Genomic DNA, 16,508 nt, shown 5'->3' with positions numbered 1-16,508 from the left:
ACGTGGGTAAAGAGCGAAAAGGTCAGGCGGTCAACGAATAAATAAAATAGGATCAAAAACCTATATGAAACTTCAATCAATTCGTCTATCAAATTTCCAGTCCTTTGGAGTAGAGCCTGTTGAGCTCAGGCTTGAAGAAATTACTTATCTGATTGGCCCCAACGGCTCAGGTAAGACAGCAGCGCTACAGGCTCTATGCCGCCTGTTTGCTTTTGACCCGTCCTTGCGCCGAATCCTACGATCGGATTTTCACGTCCCCTTCGATGAGGAGAACGTACCAGAAGAACGTCAGCTCTGGATAGAAGCCGATTTTCTATTCCCGGAACTGGCGGAAGATGAAGACAATAGCACCGTTGCTCCACACTTTGGCCACATGCGCCTCGACGAGGAACATGGCATACCTAGAGTTCGTTTTCGTCTTAATGCCAACATGGGACAGGATGGAGACATTGAAGAAACCTTAGTTTATGTGTTGGACATTGATGCAGATGGCTCGCCGCTCAGTACAGCGCAAGTGCACCGAGCTGAGCGTAATCATATTCATGTCCACTATCTGCCCGCCCGCCGCGACCCGGCTGACCATATCGCTTACGGTGCCAATGCATTGCTCGGTCGTATGTTGCGTGCAGTGATCTGGGATGCCGAGCGCGATGCCATCAAGGATCTCACTGACCAAATCAGCAATAGCCTTGCTTCCAACCCATCCGTAAATGCACTCAGTACAAGCTTGAGAGCAGCATGGGGCGCTTTACACAAAGGCAGCTTTTTTACCGATCCGAAAATTACCTTTGTGGCCTCTGAGGTTGAAGCGCTATTGAGGCATATGTCGGTTTCTTTTTCACCGGGGCACGATGAACAGTTGGTGGACTTCTCACGCTTGAGCGATGGCCAAAAATCGATGCTCTATTTGTCCCTTGTGCTTTCGTCACAAGCCATTGGTCGCGCCGTGCTGGCTGAAGAAGACACATCATTCAATGCCGACAAATTGCGACCGCCTGTCTTTACACTGGTCGCAATCGAAGAACCGGAGAACAGCCTTTCGCCACATTACCTCGGACGAATCGTTAATGCTCTCAATGTGATGTCCGGCAACGGCGATGCGCAAGCCCTAATTGCTACTCACGCCCCATCAATGCTACGACGCGTTGCTCCCGAACGGATTCGATATCTGCGTCTAGCCGAGGGAAGAACTTCGCATGTTACCCATATTCACTTGCCCAGCACCACGGATGAAGCACACAAGTTTGTACGTGAGGCCGTGCAGGCCTTTCCGGAAGTCTATTTCTCTCGTCTTGTAGTATTGGGAGAAGGAGACAGTGAAGAAATTGTGCTTCCACGACTTCTTCAGGCGAAAGGTGCTCCAGTCGATGAGTCCGCTGTATCGATAGCGCCCTTGGGCGGACGACACGTTAACCACTTTTGGCGATTACTTTCTGCTCTACAGATTCCCTACCTGACTATGCTCGACCTGGATATCGCGCGTTATCAGGCTGGATGGGGACGAATCAAATATGTGAACGATCAACTCGATAAGTTCGCACCAACTAAGGCACTACCTTCTGATTGGACATTACCCCGATGGGACGCGATCGAAACCCCAATTCGAACACATCATTTTTTTTGTGAAGGAAAGAAAAACGTATTCCTCGAACTGGAAGCTAGAGGAATATTTTTCTCTGACCCCTTGGATCTAGACTTTTCAATGCTCCTCGCCTATCCGAACGCCTACGGTGTCGTAAGAGAAACACCTGATGAGTCAACGATCAGAGCTATCCTCGGAAAAAGTCATCACAACCCAAGCCAATACAGCGAGGAAGAACAGAAATTATTCGGCACTTATCACCGCAGCTTCAAGCTTGGCAGCAAACCGGCAGCGCATATTGATGCGCTCGCCAAGCTAAGTGATGAAGACCTGCTCGCGAACATGCCTAAGTCTTTCGCCCGCTTGGCTGATGCCGTGATAACCAAGCTTGCCGAGTTACCCGAATGATAACTATCGATGTATGGCACCCCGCTGATGGGTTAATACTTGAACCCAACGCTATGCGTGCAGCTAAGGAGCAGGTGCACTGTCTAGCTCTCACGGCTGGCCCTGGGGCCGGTAAAACCGAAATGCTTGCCCAACGAGCAGACTTTCTTCTGCGCACAAGTACCTGTCGTTATCCCAAAAAAATTCTGGCTATCTCGTTTAAAGTCGACGCCAGTAGCAATCTGAAAGAAAGGGTTAAGCACCGCTGCGGTTTTGAACTGGCATCACGATTTGACAGCTACACCTTCCATGCTTTCGCCAAGCGCATTATCGACCGCTTCCGGTCGGTGCTGACGGGTGAATATGCTCTAGATATCGGCTACAAAATTGCTGATCGAAAACCAGGTCCCTCAAGAAGCCTGATCGAGTTTTCCGATCTAGTGCCGTTGGCAATTCAGATTTTGCAGAAATCAAAAATGGCTCGTAACGCCATTCGTCAGACCTATAGCGATGTTTTTCTAGATGAATTCCAAGATTGCACAAACCTGCAGTACGAATTGCTAAAGCTCGCTTTTCAAGGAACCAATACTCGTCTAACAGCCGTGGGCGATACCAAACAAAAAATTATGGGTTGGGCGGGCGCACTAGACGGTATCTTTCAGAACTTCATAGCTGATTTCGAGGCGATTCCGCTCAACATGTATCGCAACTTTCGCTCGAAGCCACGTCTACTGCGCCTGCAAAATGAAATCATTCGTGCACTTGATCCAGCGTCCGTTATGCCCGATGAACAGCTTGTAGGCGATGAAGGCGAGGTGTTCGCCTGGCACTTCAAAGACAGCTTCAATGAAGCGGAGTACCTAGCGGATTTGATTGATGGCTGGATAAAAACAGAACAGCTACCTCCTGCAGAAATTGCTGTTCTCGTCTCCAAACAGATCGATCTTTATGCCGATCACCTCATGACTGCTCTGGATGCACGCAGTATCCCTTTCCGCAATGAGCAGCAAATGCAGGATATCACGGTAGAGCCCGCCGCCCGTTTGATTGTGGACTATCTTTCTTGCCTCTACGGCCAGCGCGAGCCAAAAGCCTGGATTCGTCTAATGAATCAGTTAGTTCCCTTCGCGGATGAAGACATCCAGTCGAATGCACGTAAGGATCTTGATCGACTGATCAAGCAACAACGAAAAGAGACAGTCATTGCTGATCTGGTTGCAGGGCCTTTTTCTGACTGGTGGGAGTTTGTTCGAGCCTTTTTGAAGCAAATCAGTCTCGAAACCCTCGTAGCGCTGTCGCCGGACTATGAGTCCCGTGATCGACTCAAAGAGATCATCCAAAGCACTAAGAAGCATATCGAAGAGTTGCTCAAGCTTGAACCCGATTTACCAAAGGCCCTTGAGCGTTTTTCAGACGATCAAGCGGTACGTATCCTGACTATCCATAAGAGCAAAGGTCTTGAATTCGATTCGGTTATCATCATGGCCGTTGAAAACGAAATATTCTTTGGAAATCAGGCTGAAAACCGCTGCGCATATTTTGTCGGGGTTTCACGCGCGAAGAAGCGACTGATTCTTACCCACGCTGATCACCGCGAGCGGCCAACTGGAGCCAAGCGATGGGATGTGATCCGCTCTCCTCAGAATGAGTATCTTGGCTACGCCATACCGTCTGTAAAGCAACAACGATAAGAAAAATGCTTACTTAATGCCTAACAAACCACTTTAGAACTTATCCTCTACAAAAGGTATTATGTGGCCAAAAGTCAAGCCCAAGAAACACGCTGATGAGGAACACACGAGCATATGCCCATACTGCGATGGTTGACCCGAGACGAAGACGTGCGTGCCTCTGAAAAGGTGCCCTACCGCCTAATGGAGGAAGCGCCCGAGCTTAGCTATGGTGACCAAAATGCCGGGAACATGCTTATCCAGGGCGATAACCTCGGCGCCCTCAAGGCACTGCTGCCCTATTACGCCGGGCAGGTTAAGTGCATTTATATTGACCCGCCCTACAACACCGGCTCCGCTTTCGAGCATTACGACGACAACCTCGAACATTCCAAATGGCTGGCCATGATGTGGTGCCGTTTGGAGCTACTACGGGAGCTGCTAGCTGAGGATGGTTCGATATGGATCAGTATTGACGAAGATGAGCATGCCTATTTAAAAGTTATCTGCGACGAAGTGTTTGGTAGGCGAAAATTTGTGACTACCAACGTCTGGCAGAAACGCTATGCGCCAGACTCGCGTGTTGCCATAAGTGATGCTCATGAATACGTGCTCTGCTATGCAATGGAGCCACGCTCCTTTAAGGAAACTCGAAATCTCATTCCGCTTGGCGACGCACAAACTAAACAGTTCAAAAACCCCGATAAAGACCCACGAGGGCCTTGGAAGGCAGACAACTTTACTGCTCCTGGTCACCGCCCAAATCAAATGTATGAAATTACACTTCCTTCTGGACGTATTGTCACCCCCCCTGGTGGTAGGTGCTGGCGTGTTACACGAGAAGGTTTTGAACGCTTTCGCAAAAATGAACAAATGTATTACGGCCCTAACGGTGATGGCGCGCCTTCAGTTAAACGCTTCTTAGCAGAGATGCCAGGCATGGTACCGTGGACATGGTGGCCTCATACAGACGTAGGACATTATCAAGAAGGGAAAAAAGAGAACCAAGCTATTTTTGGTCATGATGACACTTTTGGTACTCCTAAACCTGAGCGCTTGATTGAACGCATTCTCCAAATAGCCACCAACCCAGGCGACCTTGTACTTGATAGTTTTCTCGGCTCCGGCACCACTGCCGCAGTGGCCCAAAAAATGGGCCGTCGGTATATCGGTATCGAGATGGGCGAACACGCCGTCACACATTGCGTTCCCAGGCTTAAACAAGTTGTTGATGGTGAGCAAGGTGGGATATCTGAGGCACAAGGCTGGCAAGGCGGCGGTGGCTTCCGCTTTTATAGGCTTGGCCCGCCCGTGTTTACAGAAGAGGGGCAAATTCAGCCCGATATTAAATTCCCAGTACTGGCTGCGCATATCTGGTTTACGGAGACGAGCACCTCATGGCCAAAACCGCATGATCAAACACCGTTCATCGGCTGCCATTACGGCCATGGCTATGCCCTTCTATACAACGGTATTTTAGGCGATAAAGCGGCTTCCAATGGGAACGTACTGACCCACAAGACGTTAGCCATGATTCGAGCTTCACAAGGCGATTTTGAAGGGCCTATGACAATTTACGGCGAGCGCACCATGCTATCAGAGGCAACGCTTAACGCTGAGCAGATCGAGTTCAAGCAAACCCCTTACGATGTTAAGGCGCGCACATGAAGTTAAAAGATTACCAACACGCCTCGCTTGATACTCTGAAAACCTACCTGGAAGAGGCGCGGGTGGTTGGCCCGCAAGAGGCGTACAAAAAAATTACCGAAAAGCCTGAAATAGCGTCGCGGCTCCGGGGTTATCCTGCGAAGTATACGCCGATAAAAACGCTACCTGATACGCCCTATGTATGCCTACGCTTACCCACCGGCGGCGGTAAGACGATCCTCGCCGCCCACTCGATTGGCATAGCCAAAGATGCTTGGGTAGAGAAGGACTTCCCTTTAGTGCTGTGGCTTGTTCCCACCAACACCATTCGTACTCAAACGGCTGAAGCACTCAAGAACCCTCGCCACCCCTACCGCAAAGTACTGGACGAGGCGTTTGGTGGGCGCGTGCGAATCTTTGATATTGGCGATTTCACTCACATCAAACCGCATGATCTGCACTCCAATCTCTGTGTGGTCGTCGGCACGGTACAAACGCTGCGCGTAAGCAATACCGATGGGCGCAAAGTCTATGCCCATAACGAGGAAATGGAGCCCCACTTCTCAGCGGTTCCGCCACAAACGCCGGAACTAGAGCGCACTGAGAAGGGCAATATCAAATTCAGCTTCGCTAACCTGATGCACCTTCACCAGCCGCTGGTCATTATGGATGAAGCTCATAAGGCCGGCTCCAAGCTCAGCCAAGAAGTTTATGAGCGTATCAACCCGACCGCGCTCATCGAATTCACCGCCACGCCCAAGGGGTTTAATAATCTACTTCATTCAGTTACGGCCCAAGAGCTGAAAGATGAAGAAATGATCAAAATGCCCGTGGTATTAGATGAGGCTGAGACATGGCAAGGCGCGGTTAACTCAGCCATTCTGAAGCGTGCCGAGCTGCAAGAGTACGCTGAACGCGACCGTGAAGCTTATATTCGCCCCATCGTGCTCTTTCAAGCACAAAAAAAAGGCGAAGAAGTCACCGTGGAGGTGCTGAAGCAGCACCTAATCGACAATGAGAATATTGATCCAAATAAAATCGCCGTGGCCACAGGCGCACAGCGCGAATTAGACGGCATCAACCTATTCAAGCCCGATTGCCCTATTGAGTACGTCATCACGATCGAAGCGCTCAAAGAAGGCTGGGACTGCTCTTTCGCCTATGTTTTCTGCTCGGTGGCTAATATTCGCAGCTCCACCGACGCTGAGCAGCTCTTGGGCCGCGTGCTTCGCATGCCTTACGCTCAGAAACGTAAAGAAAAAGCGCTGAATAAATCCTACGCTAAGCTGGTTTCAAAACGCTTTATGGATGCCGCCCACAGCCTGCGCGATAAGCTCATTGACATGGGCTTTGAAGAGAGCGAGGCAGAGGACAATATCGAAGCCGAACAGCTCGGCCTTGATGATGGATTATTTGGGCGGCAGCCTCAGTCCACCCCGACGATGAAAGTCGCCATTCAGGCTACTCAGGAAGAAGCCAGTAAGATGAACACGGCAGTGCCATCGAAGGTGCAAGTGACTTTCGATGAGGGCGGCAAGAGCCATGTGGAAGTAAAAGGCTTCCTCAAGCCCGAAGAAGCCGACATATTGATCAACTATGCCCCTGAATCGGTTAAACCCCAGCTTCAGCAAAGCATCAACGAACACCACGCTAAATATCAACATGAGATACCGCCCTGCCAGAAGGGAGAAACCTTCACGCTGCCCCGCTTGATGGCCTACGTGCAGGGGGAGCTGGTATTTGGTGACCCGGATATTCTCATGGAGCAACACGAGTGGTCGCTTGCTGACCACCCTGCTCGCCTGGAATCATCCGAATTCAGTATCGTGGATACCACGAATACATTTGAAATTGATTTAGACGGCAACCGCGTCACTATTGGCTCTGGCGATACCGCTGATCAGCTCACCATGAACGTCGAAGTTGACGACTGGACGCCAACCAGCCTAGTGCAATGGCTAGATCGCAAAATACGTACACCTTGGCTGAGTCAAGCTGAATTACTGGCCTGGCTAAGTGACGTCGTGACCTACCTAACACGTGACCGCGAGTTAAGCTTGTCGCAACTGATGCGCTGCAAGTTTATTCTCGCTCGCAAGCTGTCTGAAAAAATACATGGCTTCCGCCAAGCGGAGCGCGAGAAGGTCTACCAAGCCAACCTGTTCGGGCCTGATGCCCATATTGAAGTCTCCTTTGAGCAAGGTTTCACCTTCTTCGATGAGATGTATGCGGGGATTCCAAAATATCGCGGCACTTACCGGTTCAAAAAGCACTTCATGGGGCCTGATGATGTGCCTGTATTTGATTCCAAAAAGGTCAATGGCGAGGAAGAACAGTGTGCCTTCATGATCGATTCGCACCCGAGGATAAAATACTGGACGCGTAACGTCAGCAAGCACCCAAATTCGTTCTCACTGCCGACCTCCACAGACAAATTCTATCCCGACTTTGTCGCTCTGCTCGACGATGGCCGTCTGCTTGTCGTGGAATACAAAGGCAAGGATCGCACACCCGAGGAAAGCCGCGATTCACGCGAGAAGAATCTTATAGGCCAACAATGGGCAAAGGCTTCCAATGGTAAGGCTGTCTTTGTGATGGCCACTATTGAAAAGGGAGATCCCAAAGAAGTGCGCGAGGCGATTGATTACGTTTTGCATCGGCAATAAATGTGAAGGAGGCATTACATCACTATGCCTCCCCTCCTACTTCGAACTTTAACTGTCAAGCAGATAGCAATAACTACTATCGTCTATATTTTATTTTACTACTTTTAGTAAAAAATAAGATTACCTATTTTAGTGGATAACTAGCACAAATTTAATACTTTATTTAGTTTATATTTTCTAAACTAGCGGGCCACCAGGTAATCGCCCTGGCATATATAACTGGTTAAACAACCATTGTAATACAGGCCTATCAAGTAAACCTGCGATAAATATAGAATTCCAATTATTTTTACCACGATGTATGTCATCCAACATATCGAGTTCCTCTTCTAGGATCTGCTTAAGATCATTACGTGTTTGCGGATTATTCTTAAGCGATCTCACAACAAGACTTGGCTTTCTGCAAATATCAGCCCATCTATCCTTAAGATACCTTTGCACTGCCGTTTTCTTAACAATTGAGCGAAAATGGAACTCGATAGCTACATATTCTGGATGCGTATCGTCTATACATAGGCGAAGCCCTACTTTTGGTACCGGCCCAAGATCCTCAAAATGTGCTTCAATTAACCTCTCGGATAAGCAATGGTCGAAGTATGGGTGCAGAATTCGTTCGTCTGCATTAGTTCCAATAACAAGCTCTCCCCGTCTATTGTTACATTTACAAGCTGGTACGAGATTAAGGGAATAGATTGCAAACCCACCATATTTACTTTTCGGCAATAAATGATCAAGAGTTCCACCATGTAGTGAACCACACATGGGGCAAACGAGATACTCACTTTCCTCACGTAGTTCAGTAATATGCTTAAGATCTTGTGGGGGTTTTCTAAAGTGGGCCTTGAGGTGTTTTTCTACAACAGGAGAAGTAACTACAGATGTAATATGAGAAGCATTACCTTGCAAGGCTTCATATTGCCGATATCCTTGTTGAATACAAGTAACGAAACTTTGTAGGCTAGGATAGCTCCCGACGCCTTTATTGTTGGCTAAGTTCTGCAATGCAATATAGTCATCATAAGCTGGACGCGGAATATTATTCATTAGCTTTTTTGGCCTCCATCGATTCTCTTAAAGAACCCAGCATTTCTAGCGAGAGATCGTTTTTATAGAGAGCGTATAATTCTTCCCAAGAGTTGAATCTTTGAAGTAGACGCTTCTCAACCTGTGAGGCAAGCTGTGATGGCTCATCCTCACCAAAAACAAAGTAAGAGATAGCCCCGACATCTGCACCAAAGGTTCGTAATGCAGGTATCTCTATTTTCACGGAGCCGTCCATATCCTGTCGAAGCACTGTAACTTGTTCCTGAAACACCTCTCGAACGAAATACGCTGAGTGAGTCGCGATAATTGCAGCTGAACCAGTTTGGTCAAGTAAGCTATCTAACAATGAAACAAACTGGCTGATGAAATTTGGATGTAAATGAGTTTCTGGCTCATCCAATAAGAGCAACGATCCATTCTCCACATTTAAGCTAGCTTGGGCGGCGAACCTAAGAAATGAGATCTCACCACTACTTAGTGGATAAGCAAATCCATCTATTTCTCGGATAGGCTCCTTTCGGGTATCAACCGCAGCAAAATTTTCCAGAGACTTCTGCTCACCCCCACTCCATAATTCACAAAGAGGGATAGGATCATGTTTTTTATCTTTCACAGGTAAACTGATTTGATCCCAGTGCTCAATCGCTTTCAACGCCTCTAGAAATATATCCCACCGAGAATAGCTTCCAATATTCTCTTCTGAACGTGCAACTTGGAGCACCTGATCAGCTACACCATTGCCTTTACGCGAAGTCCTCGCACGATTGAGCGAAAATCGACGATACCAAGTTCGAGGCCTTTTTCGCTGATCACTTGGAAAAACAGATCCAGTTTCATTAGTTGGTGCAAAAGCTAAAATACGGTTAACTAAAACCCTTCCTCCAGTAACTCCATCTATAAGTGACCCATCATCGGCTAGAGCAGCTTGAACTATCCGCCTTAACGTTTGACTTTTTCCAACACCATTCTTCCCTATAATCACTGCGATGCGTTTGGGAAGATCTGCTTCATGATCAAATCGAAATTTAAGATCATGTGGATTCTGTCGACCAGGTAATTTAAATTTAATAGAAAGCTCTTTAGAAAGCTTATGGAACTCTTCATACTCTAATCCTTTTAATACTGAACCAGCATTTTTATAAGTAAAGTAAGAGTCAGAGTTACGAACAAATGATTTTAAGAAAATATCAGTATTAGTGGCTGACCTTACTCCAAAACTATGGCCAAACTCACTAAGAGCCACAAGATCATTAATCACTTTTAGAACTTCAATAGAGTTAACAACGCCTATATTTCGTACAGCATTGCGGTAATCTTCCATGCTCGGCAACATTGTAAAAAACTTATGAGTGTCAGTCACAGCAAGGGTTAAACCGTCATTATCATTTAGTAATTTTTCTACGGCCTCCACCCCATTGGGCTCTTCTAATGTTTCTGTTATAAAGCCTATAAAGGCTATAGTTGAATGATAAATACCGCCTTCTAGATGAATGCTAATATTGACCTTGGTGCGGTAGCCGAAATCATTCCAACTTTCTTTTTTCGGAACAATAAGCACTGTGTTCGGAGAAAGCTCTTTAGGCAATAAAGATCGAGCTCCAAAAACAACTTTTATTAATCCTTCATCGCTTTCATTTTCACTAGCAGGAACCATAACCCTTCACTTGCCTCTTAATAAGTACAGAAAGTCCGCAGAACAATACTCCGATCTACAGTGCTTAGTTTTTTGAGAAAAATACTACAGATACGGACTACTACTATACTTTTTCATATAGATAAAATCCCACGCTCTGCAAAAGATATGCAACCTTCACTTCCTACTACCACGTGGTCAATCACCTTGATATCTATTAGTCTCAGCGTCTCCTGCAGTAGTACAGTAATCCGTCGATCTGCATCGCTGGGTTCGGGATCACCGCTTGGATGGTTATGTACCAAAATTACTGCAGCAGCGTTGTAAGCAAGTGATGCCTTCAGTACTTCGCGTGGATAAACAATGGCCGCATCGATGGTGCCACGAAACATTTCTTCAAAACGGATAACCCTATACTGGCTATCGAGGAAAAGCACGCTGAATACTTCATGTTCATAGTCCTGAAGTAGTAGCTGCAGGTGCTCAAATGCCTGCGATGGCTGTGTAATTTTGCGGCCTTTAGCAAGTTTGCGTCGCGTGAAGCGCTTGGCCATGGTGATGATGTCGTTTTCGGTAACGGGAGAAGTGACTAGGTAAGTGCCTACCATTTCCCCGGCTTTGAGTTTGGTGTGTTTCATGAATGTCTCCAAAAAATAAAAAAATGCCGGGGTGGTGGCCCCGGCCTCTATGGCGTTAGATAGCGTGTTGAATTTTGAGGTATGGGCTCCATCACGCGGCCATCACTTGGCTCAAACGTCGTTCCATCTCCTCATGGAATGCTTCGACCCGCTCAGCGATCGTGCGGATCATGATGTCGTCACGGTAGGCGCGTTTGATAAACAGCGGCATACCGGGCCAATAGCTCACGAAGTCGATCCATTCCCGTTCACTGACCCATAGGCCGCCCTGGCATTGAGGTACGTGCTCATCGGGTATTTCGCCACTGAGCAGCACCTCGATCTGGAACTTGGGCAACTTGGTTTTGATCTCAAGCAGACCGTTAGCGCCTACCAAGCTGTCGGGGGAGTAACCCACATTGTGATTAAGGATGATGCCTACTTCGTGTGGCTTGGGTTCTCTAGTGGTATCACAGTAGAGCGCACGGGCTATGCCTTCCAGCGTATGCCCACGTCGGGTATGCGCGTTGCCCTGAAACGACTCGGCCAGTTCCCCGATAATTCGCTCACCGATTAACTGGTGCATGTAGGTAATCGCCCCGGTACCAAACCCACACGGGCCTTTACCCTTAACCAGCAAGGCTTTGAGCTCCGACATGGTGACGCGACCTAGCCGCGCCGCCAGCCACTCTGGGGTGCCTTGCTCCATAGTAAGCACTTGCATGGAAGCCTCCTGCCATAAGGGGTAGAGCGTTGTTTACTTAACCGACCGCTTAGAAAGTGAAGCGCGTAGCTTGTCGAAGTCAGCCTGAGGGACTTGCACGGCTGAACCGTATTTACCACTGAACCATTCCTGGGTTGTAGCAGGGCATTGGCTAATGAGCCGCTGGATCTGTCCAGCCTGAAAGGGTGTCACTAGTTTAATGCCCACTTTGGTACTGGTCTTGCCGTTATCGTCCTGACCACGTGTAGTGATATTGAGCAGCGCGCAGAGCACGTAACGCTTGCCGTAGCTGGTGGATGAGCCAAACGCCTGCACAGCATTCTTGTTACCGCTTATATCGGCAGGCAGCAGCATACTCGTCTCTTCACGGTGGCCATCCTTATGCATCAGCACACCGGTCACTTCGATACCACGCTCCTGTGTCCTGATACGAAAGCTCACTGCAAAACCGTGTTTCTGCATAATGGGACGCACGGTATCGACAATATCCTCCAAAGTGGCATAGCAGCCGTTGTTGGTTTGCCCTCGCTCTTCAATGCTGGGCAGCTCGGTCTGCATAGCAGCCATGGCAGCGCTATAGGCCATCATGGCTTGACGATCCATGACTCGTTCCTGCATTTGCAGCAAGCGCTCCATCTTGTCGATATCGACATCGGGGTTAAGCGCGGCTCGCTCAATCACTTGGATGATGGCCGTGCTCTCGGCAAGGTGAGACGAGGGTCCTGCAGGAACGGCTTGTAAAGAGGAAGCAGATGAGTCGTGTTTTACCACATTGGTTTTGGTTGCCATGACAAGGCTCCTTCAATAGAGGCTAAAAATCGGCGGGAAGCTCACTGGGGGGGACGGGGCGTAGGTGCAACTCGGTGCGATACAGCTGTCCCTTTGCCATCACGTAGGTCTCTACATAGGTTTGATCCTGGGTGAGCAGCCGTTCCGTCAACTGGGTTAATGCGATATCTAGGTCGGGGCTAAGAGAGGCCATAATGGGCTCCACGTAAAAGGCAAAAAGCCCAGCCTGTTAGGGGCTGGGCTTATCGCGCTATCCAATGAGGGGTAAGACAAAAAACAGGAAAATCAGCACTAAAACGATGAGAAACAGCATGTCAGCTCACCAGTGCAAGGGCTGTTTGTAACGCCTCTTGCTTCAACTGAGCCCCTTGGCCAAACCACGCTGAATCCAGGCGGGTATCGTTGCTACGCGCCCGCTTGTCGTGATCCACGTACTCGGTGACCGCATTGAGCAAGCCCCAGGCGGTGTCTTTGGCCGTGTCGAGGTGGGAACCGCGGCCTTCACCGTGGTAAAGCTTCTGCACCTTGTTGAGTGCCCGGTAATTGGGCAGCTTGGAAGGGTCGTCTATTGGCTTATCGATACCGCAGAGCACCGACTGAAAATACTGCTGAGCCTCGCGGTGGTCGATCTTGCGTTCGGCTAATGCCTTCATGCGGTACATGAAGTCATTCCATTGCGAGACCGAGATGCCCAGTTGGCTTTTCACCGCACGGGGATCAAACTCCGACCGGTGGGGCACCTTCACTGCTTGGGATGTGCCATCGACGGCAATCTGCAGTGTGTTATTGCATACCACGCGCACCGTAGTTGGGGTGGCCATAGTGGCGAGGGTGCCATCGCAGGAGGTGGCCAGAAGTAGGTAGTCATTGACCTCATCCTGGCCTTTCAACGAAGTGCTTAAACCACTGCGTGCTAAGGCCCAGAACTTACGCCCACCTTTGAGCACACCAGCGGTTTCCAGCTCATACCCGGCGTACTCCGTCAGATCGCGGTAGAACTCCAGGATCTCTTCAGGCTGCACTACCTTGTAGCGCTGGGATACCACTGACAGAGGTGCCTTGGTATCCGAGCGGTAAAGCACCTTCTGCTCAGGAAACGAGTGAATGCTGCCTAGATGGCTAGCACCTTCAGCAATAAAGCGCACTGGCGCTTCTTCAATGTGCCAGTTCATACCGGCCTGTTGTTGCCAGACCTCTAGCGGTTGTTGGAGAGACAGCTGCTGCCCCAGGCCGTGCCAAGGGGTTGTACCGACATAAGCCATTTGTTCAACGAGATGTGCCATGAGTCATTCTCCAGACATAAAAAAAGCGCTGGCAATCGCCAGCGCTATTGAGTGAGTAAAAGATAAAACCAAACAGGCTCGACTTAGTCAGCGACAGCCAAAGGGGGGGCGGGACTATCGAAAGGTGTGCCCACAGGCAAGGCACAGCCAAGGGGTACCAGTGCCGGGTGGCAGCCACTGGGCAAATAAAGACGACGTTACCCGAACACCTGACTGACCACCGGTCACCGCGCCGATCATGGCAGCCGGGAGTTTAGCGAGTGGAAAACGCACCGTAGCCAGTGAAAGCGTTTGGGGCGCTGCCGTCGTAGGCAAAGCGCCGATAGCACCGCCCACGACGCATCCGCTGACCACGCCAATGCGTTGGGCGGTATCGAGATTAATCAGGCGGGTAGCGGCGCAGCGTTTACAGGGTGGAGACATTAGCAATACTCCTATGCATCACAAAACGGTTCGTGGGATGGATTCATAAGAGTGATATAGGTCTGTAATTTTTTTGGCTTTTGCTCTTGAGGTTAAGGTCGGAACGAGACTCGATGCTGGGCGAGGATATGCATCATGGCGATCTGCTGATGGTGGATCGCAGTCTTGAGACGCTATGTCGCCAGCATCATTTCACAGAAGTCAGTGGCTATTCATGGCGCAGCGGGCCAGCCTCTCGAGCGAAAAACTCGTCGTCAGAAGCGACCTCTCGACGATGAGGCCGAGCACGTCATTCAGGCTCGATATCTAGCGAGGCAAATCGTGACGCCCGCGCGATAGCACGATTTGGATAGTGACCCCGCCTTTACATGATGGCGCCTTAATTTTGCGCAGCAAGATGTCCATAGCAATGAGTCGTGGCAATACCCTATCTGATGGATTGGGTATTGCGCTTCTTGTTTGAACTCAAGTCGGTGAGACCGCTTGCTCGTTTGCATCGATCCGCTTATGGCACTGGTCCATGGCGATCATGGGGCTACAGCGTTATCGCCAATCTGTTGAAATAAAACGTCCAGCTCTTCAGCGACTTTGGATAACTCAGTGGTCTGCTCGATGATATAGGGGGCGAAAACATGACTGGGGATTTTCCAGGAAAGCGTTGCACTATCCGCATCATGCCTGCCGTGACCTACCTACAGCCCGAAGTGGCACGGGTCGGGCTCAATGAACGTGAAGCCAGGGCCCGAGGCATCGATTTCGACGTCACGCGCTATGCCATGGCCGAGAGCGATCGGGCGATCGCCGAGCGGGCTACCACAGGGTTCGTCAAGATTCTTACCGTACCCGGCAAAGATCGTATACTCGGCGCCACCCTGGTCGGCGAAAACGCCGGTGAATGGCTGGCGGAGCTGACGCTGGCGATGAAGCACAATATTGGGCTCAACAAACTGCTGGGTACTATTCATCCCTATCCGACGCTATCAGAAGCCGTTAAAGGCTCTGCAGGAAGATGGAAGAACGCGCACAAGCCAGAACGCGTGCTGGGCTGGCTGGCACGCTATTTCCAATGGCGGCGCGGGACACGTCGTTGATACCGCCCTGCCACGCCGTCGGAATCGTTGAACGTCCATGGAGGACGAAAGAATGTTGGACCGGTTTGCGAACCCGTATTTAGAGAAGCCGTTGAACTGGATGGCAAAAGGCGTCATTGCGCTTGGGATGCGGCCCGATTATGTCGCGCTGATTGGCTTCGGCCTTGGCATGCTCGCGTTACCCGCCCTGGCGACGGAGCATTACGGGCTGGCGCTCGTATTTATTGTGCTGAACAGATTGGCCGATGGGCTGGACGGTGCGGTGGCCAGAGCGACCACGGCCAGCGACGCCGGCGGCTTTTTGGATATCACGCTCGATTTTATCTTTTACTCCAGCGTGCCCCTTGGTTTCATTCTGGCCCATCCGTTACAGAACGCGGCGGCCGGCGGTGTACTGATGTTGAGCTTTGTAGGAACGGGTGTTTCGTTTTTAGCTTCCGCTATCTTTGCAGAAAGGCACAACATCACGAACATCGATTATCCTAACAAGTCCTTCCACTATGCCGGCGGGCTAATGGAAGGCGGCGAAACCCAACTATTTTTTATCATCATGTGCCTATTTCCGCTGTATTTTCCCTGGCTAGCGCTCGTATTTGCGCTACTTTGCGCGCTGACTTCCGGCCTTAGAATTTATGCAGGCTTCAAGACGTTAAGCGCCTTATCGTCGTGACGACGACGCTATGAGCGCGGCTTCCAACGATTATCCCTACCAGAACAACTCATGCGATGACGCGGCTATTGGTACCACATCGAGAAATAGTGAACACCAGCACGTTGGATAATGGGCCGACACTCGCCAAGCACAGGGAAGTGGTCAAGGTTGTCTGAGAATACCCAATCTAAGAAGCGGGCCTCCACGAAAGGTGTCCTGGACCGAACTGATCTATCTACCCAAACCGTCTTGTTTTAATCGCCGCCTCCTGTTGTCAGGGGGCGGCATTTTTTTGGTGGA

The 16,508-nt window shown here is 49.7% G+C and carries 14 protein-coding genes and 1 pseudogene; 7 read left to right on the top strand and 8 right to left on the bottom strand.

Annotation, left to right across the window (positions count from 1 at the left end):
- The first annotated feature begins 64 nt into the window (after positions 1–64).
- The 4 genes from ELY38_RS10900 to ELY38_RS10885 all read left to right on the top strand — a co-directional run bounded on the left by ELY38_RS10900 (position 65) and on the right by ELY38_RS10885 (position 7,952).
- On the top strand, positions 65–1,990 hold the full coding sequence (locus tag ELY38_RS10900) for an ATP-dependent nuclease (RefSeq protein ID WP_127062172.1): 1,926 nt from the start codon (positions 65–67) through the stop codon (positions 1,988–1,990).
- Positions 1,987–3,660, top strand: coding sequence for a UvrD-helicase domain-containing protein (locus tag ELY38_RS10895; protein ID WP_127062170.1), 1,674 nt, complete (start codon positions 1,987–1,989; stop codon positions 3,658–3,660). The genes ELY38_RS10900 and ELY38_RS10895 overlap by 4 nt, the downstream gene beginning before the upstream one ends.
- Positions 3,661–3,843: 183 nt before the next feature.
- Positions 3,844–5,307 (top strand): site-specific DNA-methyltransferase, encoded by a 1,464-nt coding sequence (locus tag ELY38_RS10890; RefSeq protein ID WP_246009128.1) that lies wholly within the window; start codon positions 3,844–3,846, stop codon positions 5,305–5,307.
- The gene (locus ELY38_RS10885; RefSeq protein ID WP_127062166.1) at positions 5,304–7,952 is read left to right on the top strand and encodes a DEAD/DEAH box helicase; all 2,649 of its coding nucleotides are present in this window, start codon (positions 5,304–5,306) and stop codon (positions 7,950–7,952) included. The genes ELY38_RS10890 and ELY38_RS10885 overlap by 4 nt, the downstream gene beginning before the upstream one ends.
- A 177-nt stretch (positions 7,953–8,129) precedes the next feature.
- On the opposite strand, the gene ELY38_RS10880 is transcribed toward ELY38_RS10885, so the two are convergent.
- The 8 genes from ELY38_RS10880 to ELY38_RS10850 all read right to left on the bottom strand — a co-directional run bounded on the left by ELY38_RS10880 (position 8,130) and on the right by ELY38_RS10850 (position 14,465).
- A complete protein-coding gene (locus ELY38_RS10880; protein WP_127062164.1) occupies positions 8,130–8,996 on the bottom strand; it encodes an HNH endonuclease in 867 nt (288 codons plus the stop codon).
- A complete protein-coding gene (locus ELY38_RS10875; RefSeq protein ID WP_127062163.1) occupies positions 8,989–10,650 on the bottom strand; it encodes an AAA family ATPase in 1,662 nt (553 codons plus the stop codon). Before ELY38_RS10875 ends, ELY38_RS10880 begins: the two co-directional genes overlap by 8 nt.
- Before the next feature lie 113 nt (positions 10,651–10,763).
- Positions 10,764–11,267 (bottom strand): RadC family protein, encoded by a 504-nt coding sequence (gene radC, locus ELY38_RS10870; RefSeq protein WP_127062161.1) that lies wholly within the window; start codon positions 11,265–11,267, stop codon positions 10,764–10,766.
- Between the two features lie 91 nt (positions 11,268–11,358).
- A complete protein-coding gene (locus ELY38_RS10865) occupies positions 11,359–11,970 on the bottom strand; it encodes a lambda exonuclease family protein (RefSeq protein WP_127062160.1) in 612 nt (203 codons plus the stop codon).
- Between the two features lie 33 nt (positions 11,971–12,003).
- The gene (locus ELY38_RS10860; RefSeq protein WP_127062158.1) at positions 12,004–12,759 is read right to left on the bottom strand and encodes an ERF family protein; all 756 of its coding nucleotides are present in this window, start codon (positions 12,757–12,759) and stop codon (positions 12,004–12,006) included.
- A gap of 22 nt (positions 12,760–12,781) precedes the next feature.
- Entirely contained in the window at positions 12,782–12,952 is a 171-nt protein-coding gene (locus ELY38_RS19085) for a hypothetical protein (RefSeq protein ID WP_185858964.1), read from the bottom strand.
- Between the two features lie 121 nt (positions 12,953–13,073).
- Entirely contained in the window at positions 13,074–14,042 is a 969-nt protein-coding gene (locus tag ELY38_RS10855) for a DUF932 domain-containing protein (RefSeq protein ID WP_127062157.1), read from the bottom strand.
- A 114-nt stretch (positions 14,043–14,156) separates the two neighbouring features.
- On the bottom strand, positions 14,157–14,465 hold the full coding sequence (locus ELY38_RS10850) for a hypothetical protein (protein ID WP_127062155.1): 309 nt from the start codon (positions 14,463–14,465) through the stop codon (positions 14,157–14,159).
- Positions 14,466–14,578: 113 nt separating this feature from the next.
- Here ELY38_RS10850 and ELY38_RS19080 point away from each other — a divergent pair, with 113 nt between their 5' ends.
- From ELY38_RS19080 to ELY38_RS10835, 3 genes and pseudogenes are all read left to right on the top strand, one after another.
- Complete coding sequence (locus ELY38_RS19080; RefSeq protein WP_185858963.1) at positions 14,579–14,743, top strand: hypothetical protein; 165 nt, start codon at positions 14,579–14,581, stop codon at positions 14,741–14,743.
- A 390-nt stretch (positions 14,744–15,133) separates the two neighbouring features.
- Positions 15,134–15,556 (top strand): annotated as a pseudogene (locus ELY38_RS10840) (pyridine nucleotide-disulfide oxidoreductase); the annotation flags it as partial.
- 52 nt (positions 15,557–15,608) lie between these two features.
- Positions 15,609–16,226 (top strand): CDP-alcohol phosphatidyltransferase family protein, encoded by a 618-nt coding sequence (locus ELY38_RS10835; RefSeq protein WP_127062154.1) that lies wholly within the window; start codon positions 15,609–15,611, stop codon positions 16,224–16,226.
- Positions 16,227–16,508: the final 282 nt, after the last annotated feature.

The sequence above is a fragment of the Vreelandella nanhaiensis genome, from assembly GCF_003990185.1.
In the GTDB taxonomy this organism is placed as follows: Bacteria; Pseudomonadota; Gammaproteobacteria; order Pseudomonadales; family Halomonadaceae; genus Vreelandella; species Vreelandella nanhaiensis.
This window is presented reverse-complemented; position numbering and strand designations above follow the sequence as displayed.